Origin of the sequence: Rhodovulum euryhalinum (genome assembly GCF_004342445.1) — a bacterium.
Classification (GTDB): Bacteria; Pseudomonadota; Alphaproteobacteria; order Rhodobacterales; family Rhodobacteraceae; genus Rhodovulum; species Rhodovulum euryhalinum.
Window position 1 is genome coordinate 19341 of sequence record NZ_SLWW01000006.1, and the last position, 22745, is coordinate 42085.

The 22745-nt window shown below is 67.5% G+C and carries 27 protein-coding genes and 1 tRNA gene; 11 read left to right on the forward strand and 17 right to left on the reverse strand.

The window, feature by feature from the left end; genetic code table 11:
- Positions 1 to 23 precede the first annotated feature (23 nt).
- A complete protein-coding gene (gene argB, locus EV655_RS08425) occupies positions 24 to 902 on the reverse strand; it encodes an acetylglutamate kinase (protein WP_132543795.1) in 879 nt (292 codons plus the stop codon).
- 114 nt (positions 903 to 1016) lie between these two features.
- On the opposite strand from argB, the gene EV655_RS08430 reads away from it, so the two are divergent.
- The gene (locus EV655_RS08430; RefSeq protein ID WP_132543797.1) at positions 1017 to 1748 is read left to right on the forward strand and encodes an SDR family oxidoreductase; all 732 of its coding nucleotides are present in this window, start codon (positions 1017 to 1019) and stop codon (positions 1746 to 1748) included.
- A 9-nt stretch (positions 1749 to 1757) separates the two neighbouring features.
- Here the strand turns inward: EV655_RS08430 and yihA are convergent, their stop codons facing one another.
- The 4 genes from yihA to ttcA all read right to left on the reverse strand — a co-directional run bounded on the left by yihA (position 1758) and on the right by ttcA (position 6097).
- Positions 1758 to 2411, reverse strand: a complete 654-nt coding sequence (yihA, locus tag EV655_RS08435; RefSeq protein WP_132543799.1) for a ribosome biogenesis GTP-binding protein YihA/YsxC — start codon at positions 2409 to 2411, stop codon at positions 1758 to 1760.
- Entirely contained in the window at positions 2408 to 3154 is a 747-nt protein-coding gene (locus tag EV655_RS08440; protein WP_132543801.1) for an MOSC domain-containing protein, read from the reverse strand. The genes yihA and EV655_RS08440 overlap by 4 nt, the downstream gene beginning before the upstream one ends.
- Positions 3151 to 5019 carry a membrane protein insertase YidC gene (gene yidC / locus EV655_RS08445; protein ID WP_132543803.1) on the reverse strand — a complete coding sequence of 623 codons (1869 nt, stop codon included), beginning with the start codon at positions 5017 to 5019 and terminating at the stop codon, positions 3151 to 3153. Before yidC ends, EV655_RS08440 begins: the two co-directional genes overlap by 4 nt.
- Positions 5020 to 5239: 220 nt before the next feature.
- The gene (ttcA, locus tag EV655_RS08450) at positions 5240 to 6097 is read right to left on the reverse strand and encodes a tRNA 2-thiocytidine(32) synthetase TtcA (protein WP_132543805.1); all 858 of its coding nucleotides are present in this window, start codon (positions 6095 to 6097) and stop codon (positions 5240 to 5242) included.
- Positions 6098 to 6222: 125 nt separating this feature from the next.
- On the opposite strand from ttcA, the gene EV655_RS08455 reads away from it, so the two are divergent.
- Positions 6223 to 7143 (forward strand): alpha/beta hydrolase, encoded by a 921-nt coding sequence (locus EV655_RS08455; protein WP_132543807.1) that lies wholly within the window; start codon positions 6223 to 6225, stop codon positions 7141 to 7143.
- Positions 7144 to 7147: 4 nt separating this feature from the next.
- On the opposite strand, the gene yidD is transcribed toward EV655_RS08455, so the two are convergent.
- The 3 genes from yidD to rpmH are packed head-to-tail and all read right to left on the reverse strand — an operon-like array spanning position 7148 to position 7964.
- Entirely contained in the window at positions 7148 to 7393 is a 246-nt protein-coding gene (gene yidD / locus EV655_RS08460) for a membrane protein insertion efficiency factor YidD (protein WP_132543808.1), read from the reverse strand.
- A complete protein-coding gene (gene rnpA / locus EV655_RS08465) occupies positions 7390 to 7806 on the reverse strand; it encodes a ribonuclease P protein component (protein ID WP_132543809.1) in 417 nt (138 codons plus the stop codon). Before rnpA ends, yidD begins: the two co-directional genes overlap by 4 nt.
- A 23-nt stretch (positions 7807 to 7829) precedes the next feature.
- Entirely contained in the window at positions 7830 to 7964 is a 135-nt protein-coding gene (rpmH, locus tag EV655_RS08470) for a 50S ribosomal protein L34 (RefSeq protein ID WP_132543810.1), read from the reverse strand.
- 291 nt (positions 7965 to 8255) lie between these two features.
- Between rpmH and EV655_RS08475 the strand changes: the two genes are divergently transcribed.
- The 5 genes from EV655_RS08475 to EV655_RS08495 all read left to right on the forward strand — a co-directional run bounded on the left by EV655_RS08475 (position 8256) and on the right by EV655_RS08495 (position 12456).
- Complete coding sequence (locus EV655_RS08475) at positions 8256 to 8984, forward strand: TVP38/TMEM64 family protein (RefSeq protein ID WP_132543811.1); 729 nt, start codon at positions 8256 to 8258, stop codon at positions 8982 to 8984.
- 1 nt (position 8985) lies between these two features.
- Complete coding sequence (locus EV655_RS08480) at positions 8986 to 10398, forward strand: dihydrolipoyl dehydrogenase family protein (RefSeq protein ID WP_132543812.1); 1413 nt, start codon at positions 8986 to 8988, stop codon at positions 10396 to 10398.
- Between the two features lie 27 nt (positions 10399 to 10425).
- Positions 10426 to 11841: a sensor histidine kinase gene (locus EV655_RS08485; protein WP_132543813.1), complete on the forward strand. Its 1416-nt coding sequence runs from the start codon at positions 10426 to 10428 to the stop codon at positions 11839 to 11841.
- Between the two features lie 82 nt (positions 11842 to 11923).
- Positions 11924 to 12000: transfer RNA gene (locus EV655_RS08490), tRNA-Arg, on the forward strand.
- Between the two features lie 81 nt (positions 12001 to 12081).
- Positions 12082 to 12456, forward strand: a complete 375-nt coding sequence (locus EV655_RS08495; RefSeq protein WP_132543814.1) for a DUF6538 domain-containing protein — start codon at positions 12082 to 12084, stop codon at positions 12454 to 12456.
- Here EV655_RS08495 and EV655_RS08500 read toward each other — a convergent pair.
- The 3 genes from EV655_RS08500 to EV655_RS08510 form a co-directional block, all read right to left on the reverse strand.
- Positions 12453 to 13112 (reverse strand): hypothetical protein, encoded by a 660-nt coding sequence (locus tag EV655_RS08500; protein ID WP_132543815.1) that lies wholly within the window; start codon positions 13110 to 13112, stop codon positions 12453 to 12455. The genes EV655_RS08495 and EV655_RS08500 overlap by 4 nt on opposite strands.
- A gap of 3 nt (positions 13113 to 13115) precedes the next feature.
- Positions 13116 to 14516: a selenium-binding protein SBP56-related protein gene (locus EV655_RS08505; RefSeq protein WP_132543816.1), complete on the reverse strand. Its 1401-nt coding sequence runs from the start codon at positions 14514 to 14516 to the stop codon at positions 13116 to 13118.
- A 541-nt stretch (positions 14517 to 15057) separates the two neighbouring features.
- Positions 15058 to 15657, reverse strand: coding sequence for a LysE family translocator (locus tag EV655_RS08510; protein ID WP_132543817.1), 600 nt, complete (start codon positions 15655 to 15657; stop codon positions 15058 to 15060).
- 105 nt (positions 15658 to 15762) lie between these two features.
- Here EV655_RS08510 and EV655_RS08515 point away from each other — a divergent pair, with 105 nt between their 5' ends.
- From EV655_RS08515 to EV655_RS08530, 4 genes are all read left to right on the forward strand, one after another.
- Positions 15763 to 16209 carry an Lrp/AsnC family transcriptional regulator gene (locus tag EV655_RS08515; RefSeq protein ID WP_424511307.1) on the forward strand — a complete coding sequence of 149 codons (447 nt, stop codon included), beginning with the start codon at positions 15763 to 15765 and terminating at the stop codon, positions 16207 to 16209.
- Positions 16210 to 16955: 746 nt separating this feature from the next.
- Positions 16956 to 17408 (forward strand): hypothetical protein, encoded by a 453-nt coding sequence (locus tag EV655_RS08520; RefSeq protein ID WP_132543819.1) that lies wholly within the window; start codon positions 16956 to 16958, stop codon positions 17406 to 17408.
- Between the two features lie 25 nt (positions 17409 to 17433).
- On the forward strand, positions 17434 to 17793 hold the full coding sequence (locus EV655_RS08525) for a hypothetical protein (protein ID WP_132543820.1): 360 nt from the start codon (positions 17434 to 17436) through the stop codon (positions 17791 to 17793).
- Positions 17754 to 18035 (forward strand): hypothetical protein, encoded by a 282-nt coding sequence (locus EV655_RS08530; RefSeq protein WP_132543821.1) that lies wholly within the window; start codon positions 17754 to 17756, stop codon positions 18033 to 18035. Before EV655_RS08525 ends, EV655_RS08530 begins: the two co-directional genes overlap by 40 nt.
- Positions 18036 to 18625: 590 nt before the next feature.
- Here the strand turns inward: EV655_RS08530 and EV655_RS08535 are convergent.
- The 6 genes from EV655_RS08535 to EV655_RS08560 all read right to left on the reverse strand — a co-directional run bounded on the left by EV655_RS08535 (position 18626) and on the right by EV655_RS08560 (position 22713).
- Positions 18626 to 19255 (reverse strand): hypothetical protein, encoded by a 630-nt coding sequence (locus EV655_RS08535; RefSeq protein ID WP_132543822.1) that lies wholly within the window; start codon positions 19253 to 19255, stop codon positions 18626 to 18628.
- Positions 19256 to 19311: 56 nt separating this feature from the next.
- Entirely contained in the window at positions 19312 to 20289 is a 978-nt protein-coding gene (locus EV655_RS08540; RefSeq protein WP_207901943.1) for a L,D-transpeptidase, read from the reverse strand.
- A gap of 60 nt (positions 20290 to 20349) precedes the next feature.
- Positions 20350 to 20652, reverse strand: a complete 303-nt coding sequence (locus EV655_RS08545; RefSeq protein WP_132543823.1) for a hypothetical protein — start codon at positions 20650 to 20652, stop codon at positions 20350 to 20352.
- Positions 20653 to 20683: 31 nt separating this feature from the next.
- Positions 20684 to 20956: a hypothetical protein gene (locus tag EV655_RS08550; RefSeq protein ID WP_132543824.1), complete on the reverse strand. Its 273-nt coding sequence runs from the start codon at positions 20954 to 20956 to the stop codon at positions 20684 to 20686.
- A 37-nt stretch (positions 20957 to 20993) separates the two neighbouring features.
- Complete coding sequence (locus EV655_RS08555) at positions 20994 to 21290, reverse strand: hypothetical protein (RefSeq protein WP_132543825.1); 297 nt, start codon at positions 21288 to 21290, stop codon at positions 20994 to 20996.
- Positions 21291 to 21384: 94 nt separating this feature from the next.
- Positions 21385 to 22713, reverse strand: a complete 1329-nt coding sequence (locus EV655_RS08560; RefSeq protein WP_132543826.1) for an SH3 domain-containing protein — start codon at positions 22711 to 22713, stop codon at positions 21385 to 21387.
- Positions 22714 to 22745: the final 32 nt, after the last annotated feature.

Genomic DNA, 22745 nt, shown 5'->3' on the forward strand with positions numbered 1-22745 from the left:
CTGTCACAGCTTTCCCGGGCCGCCTAGCCCGTTTGGCGCGGGGCGCGAATCAGCGAACCCGCCCCGTGATCGGTGAAAAGTTCCAGCAGGCAGGCATTGGGCGCCCGGCCGTCCAGGATCACCACCGCGCGCACGCCCCCCGCGATGGCGGCCAGCGCCGTTTCGGTCTTGGGGATCATGCCGCCCGCGACCACGCCCTGTTCGGTCAGATCGCGGATATGGTCCGGCGTCAGTTCCGTCACCACCTCGCCGCTCGAATCCTTGACCCCGGCCACGTCGGTCAGCAGCAACAGACGGTCGGCCTTCAGCGCTGCGGCGATCGCGCCGGCCGCGGTGTCGCCGTTGACGTTGAAGGTCTCGCCGTTCCGCCCCGCGCCAAGGGGCGCCACCACGGGGATGAAGCCCGCCTCGAACAGGCTGTGCAGCACCTTTGGGTTCATCTCGGCCGGCGTGCCGACAAAGCCCAGTTCGGGGTCGGTCTGGTCGCAGGTCATCAGCCCACCATCCTTGCCCGAAAGGCCGACCGCGCGCCCGCCCTGGTCGTTGATCGCCTGAACGATGCGCTTGTTCACCCGGCCCGACAGGACCATCTCGACCACCTCGACGGTGGCGGCGTCGGTCACCCGCTTGCCGTGGACGAACTCGGATTTCACCCCCAGCTTGGCCAGCATCTCGTTGATCATCGGACCGCCGCCATGCACCACCACCGGGTTCACGCCGACCTGCCGCATCAGCACCACGTCACGGGCAAAGCTTTCCATCTCGGCGTCGTCGCCCATGGCATGGCCGCCGAACTTGATGACCACGATGGCGCCAGTATAGCGCTGCAGATAGGGAAGCGCCTCGGACAGGGTCCGGGCGGTGGCGATCCAGTCGCGGTTCATGGCAGTCTGTTTTCTCATCTCTCGGGGTCCGGTGCCTGGGGCCATGTGTTATCCCGCGCGGCGCTTCCCGCCAAGGGTGATTGTCTTTTCGCTGCACCTGCGTAGGGTGGCGCCGCAAGGAGTGGACGCGTCATGGACCAGAAGATCTTGCTGCTGACCGGCGCGAGCCGGGGCATCGGGCATGCCACGGTGAAACGGTTCTCGGCCGAGGGGTGGCGGGTTCTGACCTGTTCGCGCCAGCCGTTCGATCCGCGCTGTCCCTGGCCGGGCGGTGCCGAGGATCACATCCAGATCGACCTTGCCGACGCACGGGCGACCAAATGCGCCATAGAGGTGATCCGTGGCAAGCTGAAGGACGGCAGGCTGCACGCGCTGGTCAACAATGCGGGGATCTCGCCCAAGTCCGAAGAGGGCGGACGGCTGAACACGCTGGAAACCGACCTGCGCACCTGGGGCCATGTGTTCAACGTGAACTTTTTCGCCTCGATCGTTCTGGCGCGCGGGCTTCAGGACGAACTGGCCGCGGCGAAGGGCGCCATCGTCAACGTGACCTCGATCGCGGGCAGCCGGGTGCATCCCTTCGCGGGCGCGGCCTATGCCACGTCCAAGGCGGCACTGGCCGCGTTGACGCGCGAGATGGCGCATGATTTCGGGCCGCTGGGCGTGCGGGTGAACGCCATCGCGCCCGGCGAGGTCGATACAGCGATCCTGTCCCCCGGGACCGAGAAGATCGTCGAGACCCTTCCGCTGCGCCGCCTCGGCCAGCCCGAAGAGGTGGCAAGCGTGATCTGGTTCCTGTGCTCGGAGGAATCGAGCTATGTCACCGGGGCCGAGGTCGAGGTGAATGCCGGGCAGCACGTCTGAGCGGCAGGTTCAGGCGATCCCGGCAACGATGGCGCGCAGCGTGGTGATGCCGTCGCCCTTTTCCGAGGATGTCAGCACCAGATCCGGGAAGGCCGCCGGGTGCCGGGCGAGTGCGGCCCGCACCTGTTCCAGCACCTTTTCGCGGTCCTGTTCCCTGACCTTGTCAGCCTTGGTCAGCACCGCCTGAAAGGTCACCGCCGCGCTGTCGAGCAGGCGCATGATCTCTTCGTCCACGGGTTTCACCCCGTGCCGCGTGTCGATCAGCACGAAGGCGCGGCGCAGCGTCTGGCGGCCCGAGAGGTAGGCTTTCAGAAGGCGCTGCCATTTCTCGACCACCGCCACCGGCGCCTCGGCATAGCCATAGCCCGGCAGGTCGACCAGGTAATGGCTTTCACCCAGGGTGAAATAATTGATCTCTTGCGTCCGGCCCGGCGTGTTTGACGCCCGTGCCAGCGCCTTGCGGCCGGTCAGCGCGTTGATCAGGCTCGACTTGCCCACGTTCGACCGGCCCGCGAAACAGACCTCGGCCCGGTCGGCGGGCGGCAACCCGTCCATCGCGACCACGCCCTTGAGGAACTCCACCTGCCCCGCGAACAGCTTGCGGCCGCGCTCGGCGGTTTCGGCATCGGGCTCGGGGGCGAGCGGGAAGGGCAGGGATTTCATAGCGGTTCCACCTTGTCGCCCAGGGCCACCCGGCCGCCCGTCACCACCTCGGCATAGACGCCCAGATCGGTATGGCCCCAGTGGCGTTCCAGTGCGCCCAGCGTGTCGGCATCGCGCTTGCCGGTTTCGGGATCGACCGTGGTTGCCATGCAGCGCCCTATGCGCTCGCGCACCTCGAGTTCCGCGCCGCCGATCCGCACCCGCCGCCCGATCCAGTCGAACTCCGCCCAGGGGGCGAGTCCCTCGATCCAGAAATTGCCGCGGAACCGGCGCGGGTCGAGCGGCCGGCCCACCGCATCGGACAGCGCGCGAAGCGAAGCAAGGCCCAGCAGGCTGACCGAGGGGAAATCGCTGTCGGTCATCCCCCGCCCCGGCACCCGTACGATCCGGGCCGAGGCCGCGCGGTCCGGTGGCATCAGCGGGACCACCCAGTCGAGGAAGGCCGCCGCCTCGCGGTCGGGCGAAAAGGTCAGATCGGGCCGCGCCGGGTGGCTCAGCGTCACGGTTTCCGTGTCCTCGTCAAGCCGGGCCATGATCGCCATGAGTTCCGACGCCTTGGCCCCGCGCGAGAAATTCGCACACGGTGCCCATGCCGTTCCGTCCGTCCGGGCCGCCTGGTGCGCCACCGCCCATTCCCGGTCCCAGGGCAGGGTTCGCCCCGCTTCCAGCGTCACCTCGTCCAGCGCCTCGGCGCCGTGTCCCTTTATGGGATGACGCCAGATCTGCGCCAGAAGGGCGGTCATTTGCCGCCCGGTTCCGGCTTCTTCCGGCTGAAGCTCGACTTGATGTTGCCGAACACGTTCGGGTGATAGCCGTGGCTGCGCATGATCGCGTATTGCTGGATGAAGGTGATCATGTTGTTCGCGATCCAGTAGATGATCAGGCCGCTGGCAAAGCCACCCAGCATGAACATGAAGATCCAGGGCAGCCAGGCAAAGACCATGGCCTGGGTCGGGTCGGTCGGTGTCGGGTTGAGCTTTTGCTGCAGCCACATCGAGACACCGAAGATCAGTGGCAGCAGGCCGATGAAGATCAGCGCGAGGAACGAACCCGGCGTGGGCGCGGCCCAGGGCGCAAGCCCGAAGAAGTTGAAGACCGACGACGGGTCAGGCGCGGACAGGTCCTTGATCCAGCCGATCCAGGGCGCGTGCCTGAGTTCGATGGTGACGAAGATCACCTTGTAGAGCGAGAAGAAGATCGGGATCTGCACCAAGAGCGGCAGACAGCCCGCCGCCGGGTTCACCTTTTCCTTCTTGTAGAGCGCCATCATCTCCATCTGGAGCTTCTGGCGGTCGTCGCCCGCGCGCTCCTTGATCTTCTCCATCTCGGGCTGAAGTTCCTTCATCTTCGCCATCGAGGTGTAGGACTTGTAGGCCAAGGGCAGCAGGAGGGCCTTGATGATCAGCGTCAGCCCGATGATCGCCCAGCCCATCGCGCCGGGAATACCCATCTGCGTGAAGGTGCCGTTCAGCCAGTGCAGCAGCCAGAAGATCCGCTTCGTGAAGAAGAAGAACCATCCCCAGTCGATCGAGTCGATGAAGCGGTAGATGCCGAGGTCGCGCTCGTAATGCCGGATGGTCTCCCATTCCTTGGCGCCAGCGAACAGCATCGTGGTGCTTTCGGCCGTGGCGCCGGGGGCGACCTCGATCACCGGAAGGCGGGATTCGACCTGATAGATGTCCGAACCCTCGACATATTTCGCGACCGAGGTGAAACGCTGGCCCGGTGCCGGGATCAGCGTCGTCATCCAGTACTTGTCGGTAAAGCCGATCCAGCCGTTCGTCTCGACCTCGGCGATCTCGACGCGCGCGGCCTCGCGCTCGACATAGGTGGCATCCAGCAGGTCGGAATAGTCGATCTCTTCCAGTGTGTCGTCAAGCTGACGGACGACGCCCTCGTGCAGGATGAAGAACCCGGTCGTGTCCGGTTGGCCGTGGCGCGCGACGATGCCATAGGGGGCCAGGCGCACGGTCTGGCCGCTCTGGTTCTCGACGCTCTGCTCGATGGTGAAGAGGTAATCCTTGTCCACCCGGATCGTCCGGCGGAAGGTCAGCCCCGCGCCGTTGTCCCAGGCCAGCGTCACAGGGCTGTTCACGCCCAGGCTTTCGCCGCTCTCGACCGTCCAGCTGGTATTCGCGCCCGGCACCTGTTCATAGGCCAGTTGACCGGCCGGGGCCCAGCCGTAAAGCGCGTAATAGGGGCGTGTGCTGCCCACCGGCGACAGCAGCGGGACGATGTCCGAGCCCGGGTCGATCGTTTCCTTGTAGTCCTTCAGCGCCAGCTGGTCGATCCGTCCGCCCAGAAGCGAGATCGAGCCGGTCAGGCGCGGCGTGTCGATCTCGATCCGCGGCGCGTCGCCGGTTTCCGGTTCAGTGCCGGTGGTGGCGGCGGGCGCCTCGCCGGTCGCGGGTGCCGGCGGGGTGGGCGCAACCTCGGGGGCTGTGCCGGTGGCCGGGGCGCCGGGCGCGGTCTCGACCGTCTCGATCGCGGCGGGCTCGGGTTCCGGGAACCAGTCCGGCGCGACCTTGGGCCCCACGGTGTACCACAGCAGGATCACCAGGAAGCTCAACGCCGTCGCGAGGAGAAGATTCTTGCCTTGTTCGTCCATGGGAGACCGCCGCCCTGTCCTTTGGAGGTGTGGGTGGTTCAACAGATTGCACCGGGCAAGGTCAAGCTGTTTTCCCGACGCACGGGGCCGGTTTCGCCCCTGTCCGGCGTCCGGTTCGCCGGTGCCCGGCCAGTTTGGCGGTTCGGGCAGTGACGGCGCATGCCGGGGGCTTCATCCCCGAGGAATTGCCCCGGTTCCACCCTCGGGGCCGGGCGCGTCTTCAGAGGTCGGCTGAGTCGTCTCCGGTGGCGCCCGCGGTCCGCGTCAGCCCGGCAAAGTCGAACAGCGCCGGGTCCAGCAGGTGGCTTGGCCGCGTGTTCATCAGCGCGCGGAACATCTTCTGCCGCCGGCCGGGGTGGTTCGCCTCCCACTGGTCCAGAAGCGCCTTGACCTGCATCCGCTGCAACCCGTCCTGGCTGCCGCAAAGGTTGCAGGGGATCACGGGGTAGTTCATCGCACGGGCGAAGCGGTTGCAATCGGCCTCGGCCACATGGGCGAGCGGGCGGTAGACGAAAAGGTCGCCTTCCTCGTTCACCAGCTTCGGCGGCATCGTCGCCAGCCGCGAGCCGTGGAAAAGGTTCATGAAGAAGGTTTCCAGGATGTCGTCGCGGTGATGGCCCAGCACGATGGCCGAACATCCCTCTTCGCGTGCGATCCGGTAGAGGTGGCCGCGCCGCAGCCGCGAACAGAGCGCGCAATAGGTCCGCCCCTCGGGCACCTTGTCCATCACGATGGAATAGGTGTCGCGATACTCGATCCGGTGCGGCACCTCCATCCGGGTCAGGAACTCGGGCAGCACGGTCGCCGGGAACCCCGGCTGGCCCTGGTCGAGGTTGCAGGCCAGCAGGTCAACGGGCAAGAGGCCGCGCCATTGCAGTTCATAGAGCGCGGCCAGCAGCGTGAAGCTGTCCTTGCCGCCCGACAGGCACACCAGCCAGCGCGTGCCGCGTTCGATCATGCCGTACTGCTCGATCGCCTCTCGGGTCTGGCGAACGATGCGCTTGCGCAGCTTGCGAAACTCGGTCGAGGACGGCGCACCATGGAACAGCGGGTGGATGTCGTCGGCATCGTCGAACATGGCGCAGGCCCCCGGGAGTGTTGCTGCCATATCGCAAGCGCCGGCCCGCGCGTAAAGACCTTTGCGATTCGCGCGTTTGGGGTAAAACTTGCGTGTGGTGCGCAATCGAAGGGCGGGAAAAGCGAATGGACTATGTCTTCTGTGTTCGGAGCGTGCGTGCCGGGGAATTCGGATCCGAGCCCGGGGCGGCGGCGGAGCCGAGCCCCGACCACCGGATCGGCAAGCGCGACTGGTTTGCCAAGGTGCAGGAAAACGCCATATCCGGGACGTTCGCGGGCCATCCTTCGGGTGACATCGTGATGTATGTCCACGGCTACAACAACAGCCAGAAGACGATGCTGGCTCGCCACCGCAAGATCCGCAAGGGGCTTGAGGCGCATGGCTTCGGCGGTGCCGTCGTCAGCTTCGACTGGCCGAGCGCGGACAGCACGTTGAACTATCTCGAAGACCGGACCGACGCCAAGAAGACCGCGCTGAAACTGGTGGATGAGGGAATCGCGGCCTTCGCGGCACTGCAACGGCCCGATTGCCGGATCAACCTGCATCTGCTGGCCCATTCGATGGGCTGCTATGTCGTGCGCGAGGCGTTCGATGATGCCGACGACCGGCCGGCCGTCGCGGCGCACAGCTGGTCGGTCAGCCAGGTGATGCTGGTGGCTGCCGATGTTTCGGCCGCGTCTCTGGAGGACGGCAATCCGAAAAGCTCGTCACTGTTCCGGCACTGCGTGCGGCTGACGAACTACTACAATCCCTTCGACAACGTGCTGTCCCTGTCGAACATCAAGCGGATCGGGGTGGCGCCGCGCGCGGGGCGGATCGGCCTGCCGGGGCGGCGGCCGGACAAGGCGGTGAACATCTATTGCGGCGAGTATTTCGACCGCCACAAGGACATGCTGGGCGACGACCCGAGTATCGCCCACAACTGGTATTTCGAGGATGCCCACTTCATGAAGGACATTTTCTTCACCGTGCAGGGCAATCTCGACCGGCACGAGTTCCCGACGCGGCTGCCGACGACCGAGGGCAATCTGGCGCTCCGCCCCTGAGCGGTCAGGCGTCCGGCGCCTTGTCCTTCGGGTCGGGCACCGGGTCGTAGCCGCAGCCGCCCCATGGGTTGCAGCGCAGGATGCGTTTCGCGGCGATCCACCCACCGCGGATCGCCCCGTGCTTTTCCAGCGCCTCCAGCGCATAGGCCGAGCAGGTCGGCTGATAACGGCAATTGAACCCGATCCAGGGCGACAGGATCAGCCGGTAGGCCCGGATCGGCAGGGCAAGCAGGCGGGCCAGCGGGGTCATCGGGGGGGCGCGTGGACGCTGGCCAAGGCGCGTTTCAGATCTGCCTGCAATGTGGCAAAGTCCCGGGTCGCGGTCACCTCGGGGCGGCCGATCAGAACGTAGTCCCAGCCGGCGCGGCCATGGGAAGGCAGGACGAGCCGGGCAACCTCCCGCAGCCGCCGCTTGGCGCGGTTGCGGGCGACGGCGTTGCCGACCTTCCTAGAGCAGGTAAAGCCGACCCGGATGCCCTCGGCCTCGCCGGGGGGGCGTTCGCGTGCCTGAAGGGTAAAGGCAGGGGTGCCCTGCCGCCGCGCGCGGGCGGCACGCAGGAAATCGGCCCGCTTCCGCAGCACCTGCAGACATGACGAAACCGCCGGGGGCGCGTCCGTGGCCACCGGCGTCTCGCCTGCCACCCGCGCCCCCGGCGGTGTCATTACCATGGCCTCGTGCGGTTGCCTCAGGCGGTCAGACGCTTGCGGCCGCGGGCGCGGCGGGCGTTGATGACCTTGCGGCCGCCCTTGGTGGCCATGCGGGCGCGGAAACCGTGGCGCCGTGCGCGCACCAGGTTAGAGGGTTGGAAAGTGCGTTTCATCGCGCTTCGCTCCGTTCGCTCAGGCCTAAATCGCGTGCGGATTCGAAGGCCCCGTGTTGTTCGAAGCCCGGTCTTTAGGGGGTCGGGCGGGACAAGTCAATTCACCCCTGACCGAAATTGTTGCAACATCCGGCGCTTTCGATGCCGCCAGTGTTACGAACGCGTTGCAAAACGGCACGGAAACCGTTCCGCTGGGTCACCACCGATCAAGGCGCCGTGAGGCCCCTGTCGGGCAGGGCGTCAAAGGCGCATCTTCGCCGGGCAACGCAACGTCAACGAACGGCAGGACCGATGAGCGACATGACGGAAACCCAAGGGCGCAGCGTCGCGCGCCGCCTGCCGCTGATCGCGATCCTGCTGATCGCGGCGCTGGGCGCGGTGACGCTGCGGGACCAGTTATCGTTTCACGCGCTGGCCGAGCATCGCGAGGCGCTGATCGGGTTTCGCGACGCGAACTATGCGGGCACGGTGATGGGCTTTGTCGCGGCCTATGTCGTCATCGTCGCCTTCTCGCTGCCGGGTGCCCTTGTGGCGACGCTGACCGGCGGGTTCCTCTTCGGCGTCTTTCCAGGCGTGCTGTTCAACGTGACGGCGGCGACCTTGGGCGCGATCGCGATCTTCCTCGCCGCCCGCGCAGGGCTGGGCGAGCGGCTGGCGGCCCGGATCGACGCCTCCGAAGGCCGGGTGAAGCGGCTGCGAGAGGGGTTGCGCGAGAACGAATTGTCGGTGCTGTTCCTGATCCGGCTGGTGCCAGCCGTGCCGTTCTTCGTGGCCAACCTGTTGCCGGCGCTGGTGGGCGTGCGGCTGGGCCGCTTTGCCGTCACCACGTTTTTCGGGATCATGCCGGGGGCGCTGGTCTATACATGGGTCGGCGCCGGGCTGGGCGAGGTCTTCGCCCGGGGCGAGACGCCCGATCTAGGTATCATTTTCGAGCCGCAGATCCTCGGGCCGCTGCTGGGCCTCGCGGCATTGGCCGCACTGCCGATGGTGCTGCGCCTCGTTCGCCGCAAGGACACCTGACATGGCGCGCATGAAGACCGATCTCTGCATCATCGGGGCGGGTTCCGGCGGGCTGTCGCTGGCTGCGGGTGCGGTGCAGATGGGCGCCCGCGTGGTGCTGGTCGAGGGTCACCGGATGGGCGGCGACTGCCTGAACTACGGCTGCGTGCCGTCCAAGGCTTTGCTGGCGGCGGCGAAGCAGGCTCAGACGGTGCGCGAGGGCGGCTTTGGCATCGCGCCGGTCGTCCCGCAAGTGGACTATGCCGCCGCCATGGCCCATGTGCAGTCGGCCATCGCCACCATAGCGCCCCATGACAGTGTCGAGCGGTTCGAGGGTCTGGGCGTCCGCGTCATCCAGGCCTGGGGCCGGTTTCTGAACGACCGCGAGCTTGAGGCAGGCGGCGAGGTGATCCGGGCCCGGCGATTCGTGATCGCCACCGGTTCGCGCCCGCTGTTGCCGCCAATTCCGGGGCTTGACCAAGTCCCGTACCTGACCAACGAGACGCTGTTCGATCTGCGCGAGCGGCCTGGCCATCTGCTGATCATCGGTGGCGGGCCGATCGGGATGGAGATGGCGCAGGCCAATGTGCGGCTGGGCACGAAAGTCACGGTGATCGAGGGCGACCGGGCGCTGAACCGCGACGATCCCGAGCTTGCGAAGATCGTCCTTGATCGCCTGCGCGCCGAGGGGGTCGGGATCGCCGAGGGGGCGCAGGCGACGCGGGTCAGCGGCAAGGCCGGGGCGATCACCGTCGAGACCGGGCAGGGCAGCTTCACCGGCACGCATCTGTTGGTTGCCGTGGGCCGAACGCCTGCCCTCGACCGGCTGAACCTTGCCGCCGCGTGCGTCGAGACCACCAGGGCCGGCGTCAAGGTCGGCCCAGACCTGCGCAGCACCAACCGTCGCGTCTATGCCATCGGCGATGCCGCAGGGGGCCTGCAATTCACCCATGTCGCAGGCTATCATGCGGGGGTCGTGATCCGCCCGATCCTGCTGGGCCTGCCCGCCAGCGCCCGGACGGCCCACATCCCGCGCGTCACCTATACCGACCCCGAGCTTGCCCAGATTGGCCCGACCGAGGCCGAGGCCCGCGCCGAGCATGGGGCCAGGCTATCGGTTGCCCGTTTTGCGTTCTCGGGAAACGACCGGGCCATCGCGACCGGCCAGACCGACGGCCTGATCAAGGTCATGGTCGTCAAGGGCCGTCCCGTGGGCGTCTCGATCGCGGGCGCCGAGGCGGGCGAGTTGATCGGCCCCTGGACACTGGCCCTCGCCAACAACCTGAAAATGACCCATGTCGCGAACATGGTTGCGCCCTATCCGACGCTGGGCGAGGTTAACAAGAGGGCGGCGGGTGCTTACTTCTCGCCCAGATTGTTTGAAAACCCCTGGGTCAAGCGGGTCGTTCGCGTCGTGCAGCGCCTCTTGCCCTGAGCCCCGGGGGGCACATGGGCGCAAGGCATGTTCCTGAATTCGCTCTCCGGCCGCTTCCTGATGCTGACGATCCTCTTCGTCATGCTGGCCGAAGTGCTGATCTTCGTGCCCTCTGTGGCCCGGTTCCGCGAAGACTATCTGCTGTCGCGGCTGGAGCGCGCCCAGATCGCCTCGCTGGCGCTTCTGGCGACCGACCAGATGATCGAGCCCGATCTCGAGGCCGAACTTCTGGAAAACGCGGGCGTCTACAACGTGGCGCTGCGCCGCGACCAGGCGCGCGAACTGGTCCTGTCCTCTCCGATCCCCGAGCCCGTGCACCAGAGTTTCGATCTGCGCAATGCCGGTCCGGCCGATCTGATCGCGGACGCGCTGCGCCAGTTCTTCGACCCCGTGCCGCGCGTGATCCGCGTGATCGGCGAGCCGGTGCGCGACGCGGGCCTCTTGATCGAGGTCACGATGGGCACCGAGGGCCTGCGCGCGGCGATGATCGATTACGGGGTGCGCATCCTTCTGCTGTCGGCGGTGATCTCGGTGCTGACGGCGCTCTTGCTGTTTCTTGCGGTCCGCCGCCTGCTGGTGACGCCGATCAAGCGCGTGGTGCGGGCGATGCAGCTTTACGCTGCCGCCCCCGAGGACACCCGCCGGATCATCTCGCCAACCGCCCGGGTGCGCGAGCTGAACGAGGCGGAAACCGCGCTGCAGAAGATGCAGAACGACCTGACGGGCGCCCTGCGCCAGAAAGAGCGGCTGGCACAGCTCGGGTCAGCCGTCGCCAAGATCAGCCATGACCTGCGCAACATCCTGACCACCGCCCAGCTTTTCGCCGACCGGATGGAGGCGAGCGAGGATCCGGCCGTGAAACGCGCCGCGCCCAAGATCGTCGGCGCGATCAGCCGGGCGGTTCACCTGTGCGAATCGACGCTGGCCTTCGGCCGGGCGCAAGAACCGCCGCCGCGGCTGGAACGGGTCCGGCTTGCGGCCATCGTGAACGATGTCGTCGATGCCGAGCGGCTGGCCGCAGGCGATTGCGACATCAGCTTTTCCGAGGATGTGCCCGCAGGGCTGACGCTGCGCGCCGATCCCGAACAGTTGCACCGGGTCCTGACCAACCTGATCCGCAATGCCCGACAGGCGATTGCCGCGGCCGCCACGCCCGGCGAGATCGGCATCCGCGCCGACGAGGACGAGGCCGCCTGGATGATCCATGTCACCGACACCGGCCCCGGCCTGCCGCCGAAGGCGCGCGAGCACCTGTTCCAGCCGTTCCAGGGCGGCACGCGCAAGGGCGGTACCGGGCTCGGCCTTGCGATATCGGTGGAACTGGTGCGCGGCCATGGCGGGACGCTGACGCTGCGCCGCACCGACGAAACCGGCACGGATTTCGAGATTCGCCTGCCGAAATCCGAAACGGTGCTCTCCGGGCAGGAGCCGGACGCGCCCTGAAAGCCCGGCCGGTGATTGCGGATGGCGTAAACCGCATTGCCCCTTGCAATGCCCGGTTTCGGGCGTTACATGCACCTCCCACGCGCTGGTAGCTCAGTTGGATAGAGTACTTGACTACGAATCAAGGGGTCGGGGGTTCGAATCCTCCCCAGCGCGCCATTAATCCAAACTTTACTGAATAAAATCAGTGCCTTGGGTGTTGATTGCTCTTGTGCGAGGTGACACAAGGAGTAACACGAGGTGTCCTTCGTCCTGTTCAACTTCGGAGCGATTCGGATCGAAGTGAGCTATCTGCTATTCAAAGGAAACGTTTGGTATTTCCGGCGACGAATACCAGATGACGTCAGGCGGCTTTATCCCAGCAAGAAGGGCCAGTTGTTCTTCTCGTTAAAGACCGGCGACAAGATGAAGGCCGCTAAACTGGCCGATATGCACGCACGTCAGAATCCCCGGTCCAGGTTGGTGTCAGCAACCAGACCCTACCGGAACATCCCCGGTGACCACCTCAGCCAGAACCTACACCACGCTCCGGGACAGCATCCGAGTCTGCGCAGCGCGGAAAAACGGGACGTTTATTGCACCAGCTTCGGCTCTTCGGCAAGCCGACAAACCTAGTGGACGAAAGCCAGGGAGATCGTCCCTACCAAGATCAGGCTTGCCGCCCAGAACAGATCGAGGTTGAACCAACTCCTCGAGAGGAAACGCAACCCGAGCCATTCGTAGACGCCAAGGGCAAGCACCCCGCCCGACAGCGTCATGGCCAGCGTGTGGACCAGCGCGACCAGCGCGGCGACGCGGGCATTGCCCGCCATCAGGTCGGCCGCCGCCGCGTGGCCGGCATCGGTCTCGACCGTTGCGCAGATGCCGAGGTAGATCGGCACCAGCATCAGGCCCGCGCCGTGGGCCATGGCCGCAAGAAACGACCAGAGCGCCAGGCGCGAGGGCGGCACGCGGGCCAGGAACCGGGGATGACGGCGGTTGACCATCAGGTAGAGGCCAAGCCCAATCACCAGGCAGGCCGCGCCGACCTGAATCTCGCGCTGCCATTCCGCCAGGAACAGCAGCGCGGTAAAGGGAAACAGGATCGCCGCCATGGCCAGCAGGTGGCCCGCGGCGAGCGCGGCCAGCGCCCGGTAGAGGCTGGCGGGCCGCCGCTCCATCAGCGCAGCCGACACCGCCAGCGGCCAGCCCATGCCGGGATTGACGCCGTGATAGATGCCCGAGGCGACGACGGCCCCCCAGAGGGCCGTCGCCGTTTCGACGCTGTCCACGCCTCAGACCGAGGGGTAGCAGAAGCTGTCGGTCGAGCAATCGCCGCCTTCGAGGCGGATCTGGTGGCTGCGGTAGCCTTTCGGGAACGCGACGAAGAAATCCTCGTCCAGCGTCAGCCCGCCGTTCGGGCCCACATGGGCCATGACCATCGCGCCGCCGCCCTCGCCCGGGTAGAACTGGTCGTCCCAGGTGGAATAGAGCGAGTTGGTCCAGTAGACGCGCTTGCCATCGCGGCTGATCTCGACCATCTGCGGGCCATAGCCGAAGACCTTGCCGTTCGGGTGCGGGGTCTTCTTAACGATGCCGCCGATCTCGACCTTGCCCGCCAGTTTCGGGGCCATCGGGTCCGAGACGTCGTATTGCAGCATCTCGCCGGTGCCCCAGCACGACACGTAGAGGAACCGGTCGTCAAGGCTGAGGTCGATATCGGTCACCAGCGGCGGGACCGCGCCGAAGCCCTTGAGCAGGTCCGGCAGGTCGGCGGCATCGGCCGGTTGTGGGTCGATGGTAATGGTCTTTTTCGCCTCGAAGGTCCCGTCGTCCCTGCGCCACCAGGTGAAGATCGCGCCCTGCAGGTTGGTGGTGTCCACGACCACGCCGACGAAGCCGTAATCCTTGCCCGGGTCATGGGCTGGGCGGACCTCCAGCGCCATCTGGTGGTTCTCGCCCAGGTCGATGGTCTGGACGTTGCGCCGCTCGCGCAGCTTCCAGAAATGGATGGAATGGCCGTACTTGTTGGACAGGAGGTCCTCGGCCACGATCCCGTTCTCGTATTGCGGCGGCAGGCCCCATTCGGAACTGACCATGTAGTCGCGCGGCAGGTTCCACCAGAAATCGTAGTGCTTGTTCTGCCTGCCGCGGTCCATCTCGTAGCGGCCGCGGATCTCGAAGGTCTCGCAATCCATGATGAAGATGCCGGGCGGGCCGTCGGTGCCGTCCGGCCCGCCACCGCCCAGCGTGCTGACATAGATGCCTTCGGGGCCGCAATGGATGGTGTGCGGACGGGAATAGCCGGTCTTGGCAAAGACTTCCTCGGGCTCGATGACCTTGTGGATCTTCGGCGCGCGCGGCTCCTTGACGTCGATGACGTAGATGCGCGAGGACCGGATGCCCGGGATGATGAGGTAGCGGCGTTCCAGAAAGGCGTGGCCGGTGAGCGGCGACAGCGCCGAGGAACAGGCGTTCCAGCCGAAATGGTGAAACTCGTCGCCCGTGTGGGGCATGATGAGCTGGTGCACGATCTGGCCATAGCTCATCGACGAGGGGTCGACATCGACCACCGCCAGTCCATCGGGCTGCGACCCGTCCGGGCTCAGCATCAGCGTGAAAGCGAGTGTCTCCGCAGGCGCCTCCATGGCGAGTTTGGGTGTGGCATGGAACGTTGGATCCGGCCGCAGGTTCATGGTTGGTCCTCCCTTGACGAAAGCGCCGATCCTCCCCCGACGCCTGAGGCAAGCATCTCATGTCACAACGTTTCAGGGCAAATGATTTGACCCTTGCCGTGGTGGCATGGCCTGCAACGCACGCGCATCCTCCGGTCTGGCGGGACTTCCGGGCTCCAGGATCAAGGCACCCACTGCCAAATGCGGCAAGAACCAGAGGGCGGGCAAAGGAAGGACGGGGGACCGCGGAGCTTGATCGGCGGCCAGACGCGTCCGGTTCCTTGCGGCCCTGACCGAACCCGGCGACGTCACGGAACGCCGCGATGCGTCTTGACCGAAGCCGTCATCCATCCATGGCGCAGCATCGCGTCAAGCCGGACCCCCAGATCGCCGGACGCCCTGCCGCCCGGCCTCCCCCTTGGCCGCCGGAGGCAGCCCGAAGCGGGAGGGCCGCTCACGGACTGACGCTGCGATGGCTGCCTTGCATGGACAAGGCCGTGGACGGGCCCATCGAGGCGGACCTGCTATCCGCCACCGTAGCGAACGGCTTCGGCGGCGCCGCTCACGCGCCGAGACCGAGAACGGGATAGAGCGAGGCCACCAGCAGGATCGCCATGGTCACGTTGAACACCCGAAGGCGCGTCGCGTTCGACAGCCACTGGCGGACCACCGTCCCGAGCCAGGCCCAGGCCGAGATCGCTGGAAAGCAGACCAGCGCGAATGCGCCCGCCACGATGGCGACCGACAGAAGCGACCGGTCGGGGGCATAGAGCGTGACCGCGGACAGGCACATGGCCCAGGCCTTGGGGTTCACCCACTGGAACAGCGCGGCTTGGCGAAAGGTCATCGGCTGGCTGTCCGCCGCCCGGTCCTCCGGCGGTGCCGCCATGGCGATCCTGGCCGCAAGCCACAGCAGGTAACCGATGCACAGGATCTTCAGCACGACGGTCAGCGCGGGCACGGCGTCGAACACCGCCATCAGCCCCGCCCCCACCAGCAGCGCCATCACCGTCACGCCCCCGACGATGCCCAGCATGTGCGGCAGCGTCCGGCGAAAGCCGAAATTCGCGCCCGAGGCCATGAGCATCAGGTTGTTGGGCCCCGGCGTGACGGTCGACACGAAGGCAAAGCCCAGAAGGGCGGTCAGGACAGCGAAACTCACGGCACTTGCCTCCTTGGCTGGAACACTGCAACATTAGACGGAGATCGCCGCAATGTTTGGCTCAAGATGCCGTCGGGCGGCAAAGTCGCACAACGAATGATCGTCATGGACGCCATAGACCTGAAAATATTGCGCGAGCTTCGGCGCGACGGCCGGATCAGCAACGTGGCGCTGGCCGAGCGGGTCAGCCTGTCCCCCTCCGCCTGCCTCAGACGCGTGCAGGACCTTGAACGGACCGGCGTGATCCGCGGCTACCGGGTCGTCACCGATCCCGAGCGCATGGGCCGCGGCTTTGCGGTCTATGTCATGGTCGGCCTGTCGTCGCACACCAAGGCCGCGCAGGAGGGGTTCGAGCGCGCCATGGCGGTCGCGCCCGAAGTCGTCGAATGTCACAACATCGCCGGGGCCTTCGAATACCTGCTGCGCGTCGAAAGCGCCGATCTGGCCGAGTACAAGCGCTTTCACACCGAGGTCCTGGGCACGCAATCCCACGTGAACGCGATCACCTCCTACATCGTGATGGGCTCGTCCAAGGACGAACGCGCCGCCTGATCCGACCTTCGGCACGACCCGCGCATGGGCCGGTGATCGCCGGAGGCCGGAGGTCGATCCCTTGGGGATGTCGCGGAATGGCTTGGTACTGCCTTGCGGTGGTGCAGAACGAGGCTCGGCTTCGACGTTGCTTGAATGGCGGCCCCTTTTACACTGTGGCCCGACCGGGGCGCTGGCGTGGAGAATGACAGCAATCCCGCCATCTCCGCCGGAATTGCCACTTGGTGGGACGCTCTCCATTCTTCACCGCCGCAGGTCAGCTCCGAGCCAATAGCGAGTGATACCGCGACGCCGGGGAACTGACGCGATGTGCTCAAGGCGCCTGTCGAGGACCCCGCGCCCGCCTATGCTCCCTGTATCGCCCTTGTCCAGGGAGACTTTCGTGAAACACGCCCCCGACGCCATCTTTCAGGGAAGCCATGCACTCCACCTCTGCAGCAGCAGCCCGGCCGGTCCGCTCGGCGCCCAACTGATCGTGCCGCATGTCCGCGCCGACCAGCCGCCGCTGGTCGTGCTGCACGGCATCTCGCGCAACGCCGCAGAGCTTTCGCGGCCGTTCCGGGACGAGGCCGAGCGGACCGGCCGGCTGGTGATCGTGCCGCATTTCCAGCGCCCGGGCCCGGTGGCGCGCCCCGATCTCGCGCTTCTGGCGCTGGTCGACACGATCGCCGCGCGGCTGCCCGGTGCGGCCGGGCCGGTCGACCTGTTCGGCCATTCGGGGGGCGCAACTTGCCCATTGCTTCGCCATGCTCTACCCGCAGCGGGTGGGCGCCCTGCACCTGGCCGCGGCGGGCAGGTACTGCCTGCCCGACGAGACAATGGCGTATCCTTACGGGCTGGCGGCCGACGACGACGGCAAGACCATGCTGTGGGCCCGGCGCATGCGGGCGCGGCTCAGGGCATTCCTGAACCGCCCGGTCCATCTCTACATCGGCACCGAGGATACCGCCCGCGACGAGACCTTGCGCCAGGCCCCTGCGCTTGACGCCCTCCAGGGATCGACGCGGCACGCGCGGGCGCACCACGATGCGGCAGCCCTTTGGGCCGCGGCGCAGGCCGCCGGACTGCCCGATCGCGTCAGCCTGACCGAACTGCCGGGCTGCACCCATGACGTGGCCTGGACCATCGATACGGCCGGGCTGGCGCGGATGGTCGCCGCCCCCGGCCGCGCCGCCCGGCGCCTTGCCGCCGCCGTCTGACACCCCACCCAAGGAGGAAATCCCCATGACCCCGACCTTCGGAACCGTTCTCGACACCGCGAAATGGACCTTTTCCACACGGCGCGTCGCCCGATCCGCGATCGCTGCGATGGATCAGGACTTCGCCCATGCCCGGCCCGGCGACCTGGTGCTGGCCCAGGTCGACCGGATCGGCCAGCACCGCCGCGTGCAGCTGCAATCCGGCCACCCGTCCGACATCTTTCCCGGCGACCACGTCGTGCTGGCCTGCGGTGCCCGCTATGCCCCGGACCAGTTCGAAGGGCTGGCAGAGATCGCGGCGGATGGCGCCGATCTGCTGCGGGCGGCGGCTGCATCGGGCGGATGGTGGCGCGCAACGAACGGATCCAGCCCGCGACCCGGCTGATCCCGCAGGGCCGTGTCCGGGCGGGGATCGAACGGCTGCTGGCCGCCTCGGTGGAAAGGGACTGCGACATCGCGGTGATGGAGGTCGCCAACGGGCTCTATCAGCGGGAAACCGCGGCGCTGGTCGCCGATCCGTGGTTCCGGGACCGCATCTCGGGCCTGGTCTTTGCCTGCGGCGACGCGGTGGCGGGCTCGGCGGGGTGGTGGAACTGGCCCGCCAAGGGCTCAGGCCCGATGCGCTGACCGGGTTGCTCAGCTGTTCGCCGATGGCGGTGCAGGCGACCGGCATCCCGGCCCTGCGGAAGGCCGTCCAGAAATGGCTGGCCGGGCGGAAATCCATGGTTCTGGTCGACGCGGCGGCAGATGGGCGCAGGCGGACCATGCCACGGAAAGCGGAACAACCCGCAGAATAGGCACCGCGGTGAAACCGCAGTGCTCGGATTCCCCCTGCTTGAAAGCCCCCATTTAGCCGCATCTGCCGCCATGGGCGCCGGCGTCGATGGCCGAAAGATCGGTGTCGAGCGAGGAGGGGGCATGTCAGCCATTCGAGAGCAGGTTACTCGCAAATTCGGAAATAATAATTTAACTTTCAAAGGCTTGTGGGTTCTCCAGAGCGCCCCTGGCTGGCGCCAAGGTGGCGGCCGGTACTGTTCATCCTGCTCTGCCCAAGCAGAAGTTGCACGGCCCGCAGTTGCCCGTCTTCCGGTGCATATGCGCGACCGTCGACCGGGCCGGCCTGCCGTGCGTCTGCGTTCCAGTTTTTCGCGGCCTTGTCGCCGTGTGACTCCTCCAGCGGCCGGAGGTCCGGATCGTGCCGACCCTTCGTCTTCCGCTCAGTCGATGCCGATGCCCATGTCGTAGGAGACGGGCCGCGCCCCGGCATTGACGACCTCGACCACGTGGTCGCCCGATTGCCAGAGTTGGCCCCGATAGGGCTTGTCTGACGAGATCAGGTCGAGCAGGGCCGACCGATCTGGGTTGAATATCCGGTAGTCCAGCGCGCCGCCGCGCGATTGCACGGAAACGCGCAGGAACTGGCCCTTGCGCGCGCCCAGGACATAGCGCATCGACCGGCCCGGGGCGAGCGTGCCCGACAGCTGCGTGCCCGACGTTCCGGCGGCAAAGCGGATGCGTTGCTCGCCGCCCGGCGACGCGGCCCCGGCCATCGCCCCGCCGCCGTCATCGGCGGCGCCGACGACCCGCAGGCTGCCCACCGCACCATCGTCATAGCCGATGCATTCCCAGACCGTGCCGCCGGCATCGCGCAGGCGCACCAGCGTCCCGGCCTGGGACCATTCCTGGCCGAGAACGGTGCCGCCGGCCTGCGCATCCGGGCCGCCGACCCGGCGCAACTGGTCGATGCAGCCGTCGATGGCGGCCTGCGCGTCGGCGCGCAGCGGGGCCGGCGCGGCCAGCACGGCGGCCGCAGAGGCGAGGGCAAGGGTCAGGGCGAGGGATTTCATTGCGGGGTCTCCATGGGCAAGGGTCTGGCGGGCGTGCCGCGGCGGGGGCGTCCCCGTCACGACATGATGACGAAGTCCCGGCCCGACCGGCTGTCGGGGTGCAGGGGCAGATCGGTGAAGATGAAGATCATGCCGGGATGGATGTAGCGGCGCAGATCCGCGGCAAAGCTTTCCTCGGTGCGCACGCGGCGCAGGTCGTGGGCCTCGGCCGCGGGATCGCCATAGGTCAGCGCTGACCAGTGCATGCCCTTCTGCCCCTCGTGCGGCCCCTGCAGCACGTAGACATGGCTGCCCAGCGGCCTGCCGTCCCAAAGCAGCTTGCCCTCGGCCACCTCGCGGTCGTTCTCGATCACCACGATCTTCGCGTCGTAGGAGGACGCGATCATCGAACTGATCGGGTAACCGTCGTCCAGCGCCCAATCGGCGGGGTGCTTCTTGTCGTCGAGCGTGGCCAGCACGTCCTCGAACTCGTGCTCCGCATAGCCCGAAAGCACCAGACCCGGATGCACCACCTCCGCGGGCGCGGTGTGGCTGTCGGCGATGATTACGGGCGTGCCCAGATGCGTCACCTCGAACAGCAGCGCCGAGAACTTCAGCGGCAGCCGCACGCAGCCATGCGAGGCCGGATAGCCCGGCAGGTTGCCCGCGTGCAGAGCCACGCCATCCCAGGTCAGCCGGTTCATGTTGGGCATCGGCGCGTCGTTGTAGGTCGAGGACCGGTGATTGCGGTCCTTCTGCAGCACGACGAAGACGCCGGTGGGTGTCGAATGCCCCGGCTTGCCGGTCGAGCAGGTCGAGACCGCGATCCGCACGCCATTGCGGTAGACATGCACGCGCTGTTCGTCGAGCGAGACGATCACCGCGACCGGCCCGGTGGGCTGGCGCTCGGGATGCCAGGTGAATTCGCCCGGCTGAAGCTCGTGGATTTCCTTGAAGACCTGCTGGCCAAGCGCGCCCGAGGCCATCAGCACCAGCCCGCCCGCCCCTGCAAGCATGGCCCGGCGGCTCAGCCCGCCCGTTCGATCCCGTGTCATTTTCCCTGTGTCCCCTTCCCTCTGGGCGCAGCCCCCGGCAGGGGCGCCGCGGCGATGCCGTCACTTGGCGGCGGCGTCCTTCAGCCGGGCCATGAACGCCTCGCATTCCGCGGCGCTGCCGACCATCGGCTCGCCCTCTGGCAGGTCGACCGCGCCCGAGACGCTTTGCGCCGCGCGGGTCAGCACCTCGTCCACCTGCTCGGGCGTCATGATCCCGAGATCCCCGGCCGCCTTGACCGTCGCGCAGATGCCCGTCGAGAGCCCCGTTGCGACACCGACGCCCGCGCCGACGCCCAGGGTCAAGAAGGCCCCGACGCCCCCCAGCAGGAGGCCGATCACCAGCCCGATCAGAATCTTGCCCATCTTCCCGTCCTTTCCGTTCTGATTCGCAGTATCAGCGTGCGCGCCTGCGCCGCAGGATACGGCACAGGGCTGTCAGTATCGCGACGTTCAGCAGCGGCGCCGCGGCCGCAAGCCAGGGCCATAACGGCTCGGGGAAGGTATCGACCAGCCGGTTCCAGGGCAGCCCCAACGGGATCAGGAACACCCCCGCAAGCGGGTCCCTTTCCGCCCCGAACAGCCCGAGCGTCCCGACCGCGAAAAGCCCGAGCGCCACGAGGTAGAGCAGCGCGAACCCGACGGTCACGATGGTACAGGCCCGGGTCATGGCCCCCTCCTGTCCCGCCGCGCCGGTTCAGGGCCCGTCACAGGCCGCCTTCGCCGCCGCCGATATACTGGATCCCGGCGGTGGTGCCGTCGCGATAGGCGATGCAGCGCCAGGGCGCGCGGCCGTACTCGCCGGCGCCCACGCCCACGATCACTTCCGTCCCGGCTTCCGAGAAGCTCGAACTCTGGACGATCACGTCGCCGTTGTTCGCCGCGCGCGACACGTCGCGCAGGCAGGCCTGTTCGGCCGCCGACGGCGCACCGGACGTGGTCGTCTCGACACACCCGGCAAGCCCCGAAAGCGCGAGCGCGCCCAGAACCAGTGTCTTGTTCATTTGTGATTTCCTTTCCCTGCTGGATTTCCGTCCGGCTAGTGCCGCGGCGGCGATAACAATCCTGATCTTCATGGCATTCTTCCTCCTGCCCCGGTCAGCCGCCAAAAAGGACGGCATCGGGGATCTCGTAGCGTTCCGCGCCCACCCGAACCTGGGTCAGGTCGCCCTCGCGGGTCGCGGTCGTTTCGGGATAGCCGTCGGCCTGGGACGTGTCGGCGCTCACGAAGGCGCCGGATTGGAAGAACAGGGCGCGCTTGCGCGTGTCGGGCCGGATCACGACCACTGTGGCGGACCCGCCGCCGTCGCGCGCCACGCCGAATTCGCACCGGCCCATCGGCTGGCCGACCGCCTGGGCGCAGGGCACATGCCCGATCGCGTCGAAGATGTCCTGCCCCGCGCGAAGGGCGGACCCGGCGGGTTCCAGGTATTCGGCCGCCGCCCAGCCGCGGGTCTGGGTGCCGTCCAGCATCTCGACCTCGCACCAGTTCTGGCCGTCGCCCGCGCGGCAGCCGGAAGTGCGCAGGACGGTGCCGGGCAGGATCTGCGCCAGCACCTTGGCCCCGGTGCTGGCCTCGGCACGGAGGTTGAGATGGCCCTCGACCCCGAAGACCGACCAGTACTCCGCCGCCTCGCCCGGTGCCGGGCTGAATCTGTGGGCCGGAGCCTCCGCCTGCGGTGCGCCACCGGGCGCCAGCGCCAGCGTGACACCGGCATTCGACAGCCCGAGCTGGCCGGTCAGCGGATCGAAGGCGACGGCGATCGGTCCCTGCATCACCGAGAGGATCCGGCTTTCCTGGGCGTCGAGCGTCGGCGGGCAGGCCATCCGGGTGGTGGCGACGGGCCCCTCGATGACGAGGCTGCCGCCCTCCATCCGGCCCCGCGCCTGGAACCGGTTGCAGCCCGTGCCGCCCGAGATCGCGCCATCGGGCGCGAAGTCGATCTCGGGGGTTCCCTCGACCGGGGCGCCGTTCACCGCGACGAGGCGCCAGAGCACGAGGTCGCCAGCCGCCGCGGCCGCCGGGGCGGGGGCGCTGCCCTCGGTCAGGAACCGCGCCGCGACCCAGCCCTCGACGCCCCCGAAGGCGACCCGGCACCAGCGGGCTTGCACCCCGGCCGCGCGTTCGGCCTCGGTCGCGGCCTGCCATTCGGCAAAGCTCAGGCCGCCCTCGCAGCCAAGGTTGCTCAGGCCGTCCGCGCCGGGCGGGATTTCCCCGAGCTTCGCGGCACTTGCGTCCGGCGCGGCGCGCAGGTTCAGCACATCGCTCGCCGCCACCCCGGTGACACGAAAGAAATCCGGGCCATCCGCCTCGGCCCGCGCCAACGGAGCGCCGCCAAGGACCCCCAGCAGGACGACCGCGCAGCCAAGCGGGGCGGCGCGGCGCGCCGCGGCGGCCCAGGGCCGGGTCGGGCTGGTCTTCGTCATCGTCTCGATCCCCTCGTTCAGGTCAGGTTCCG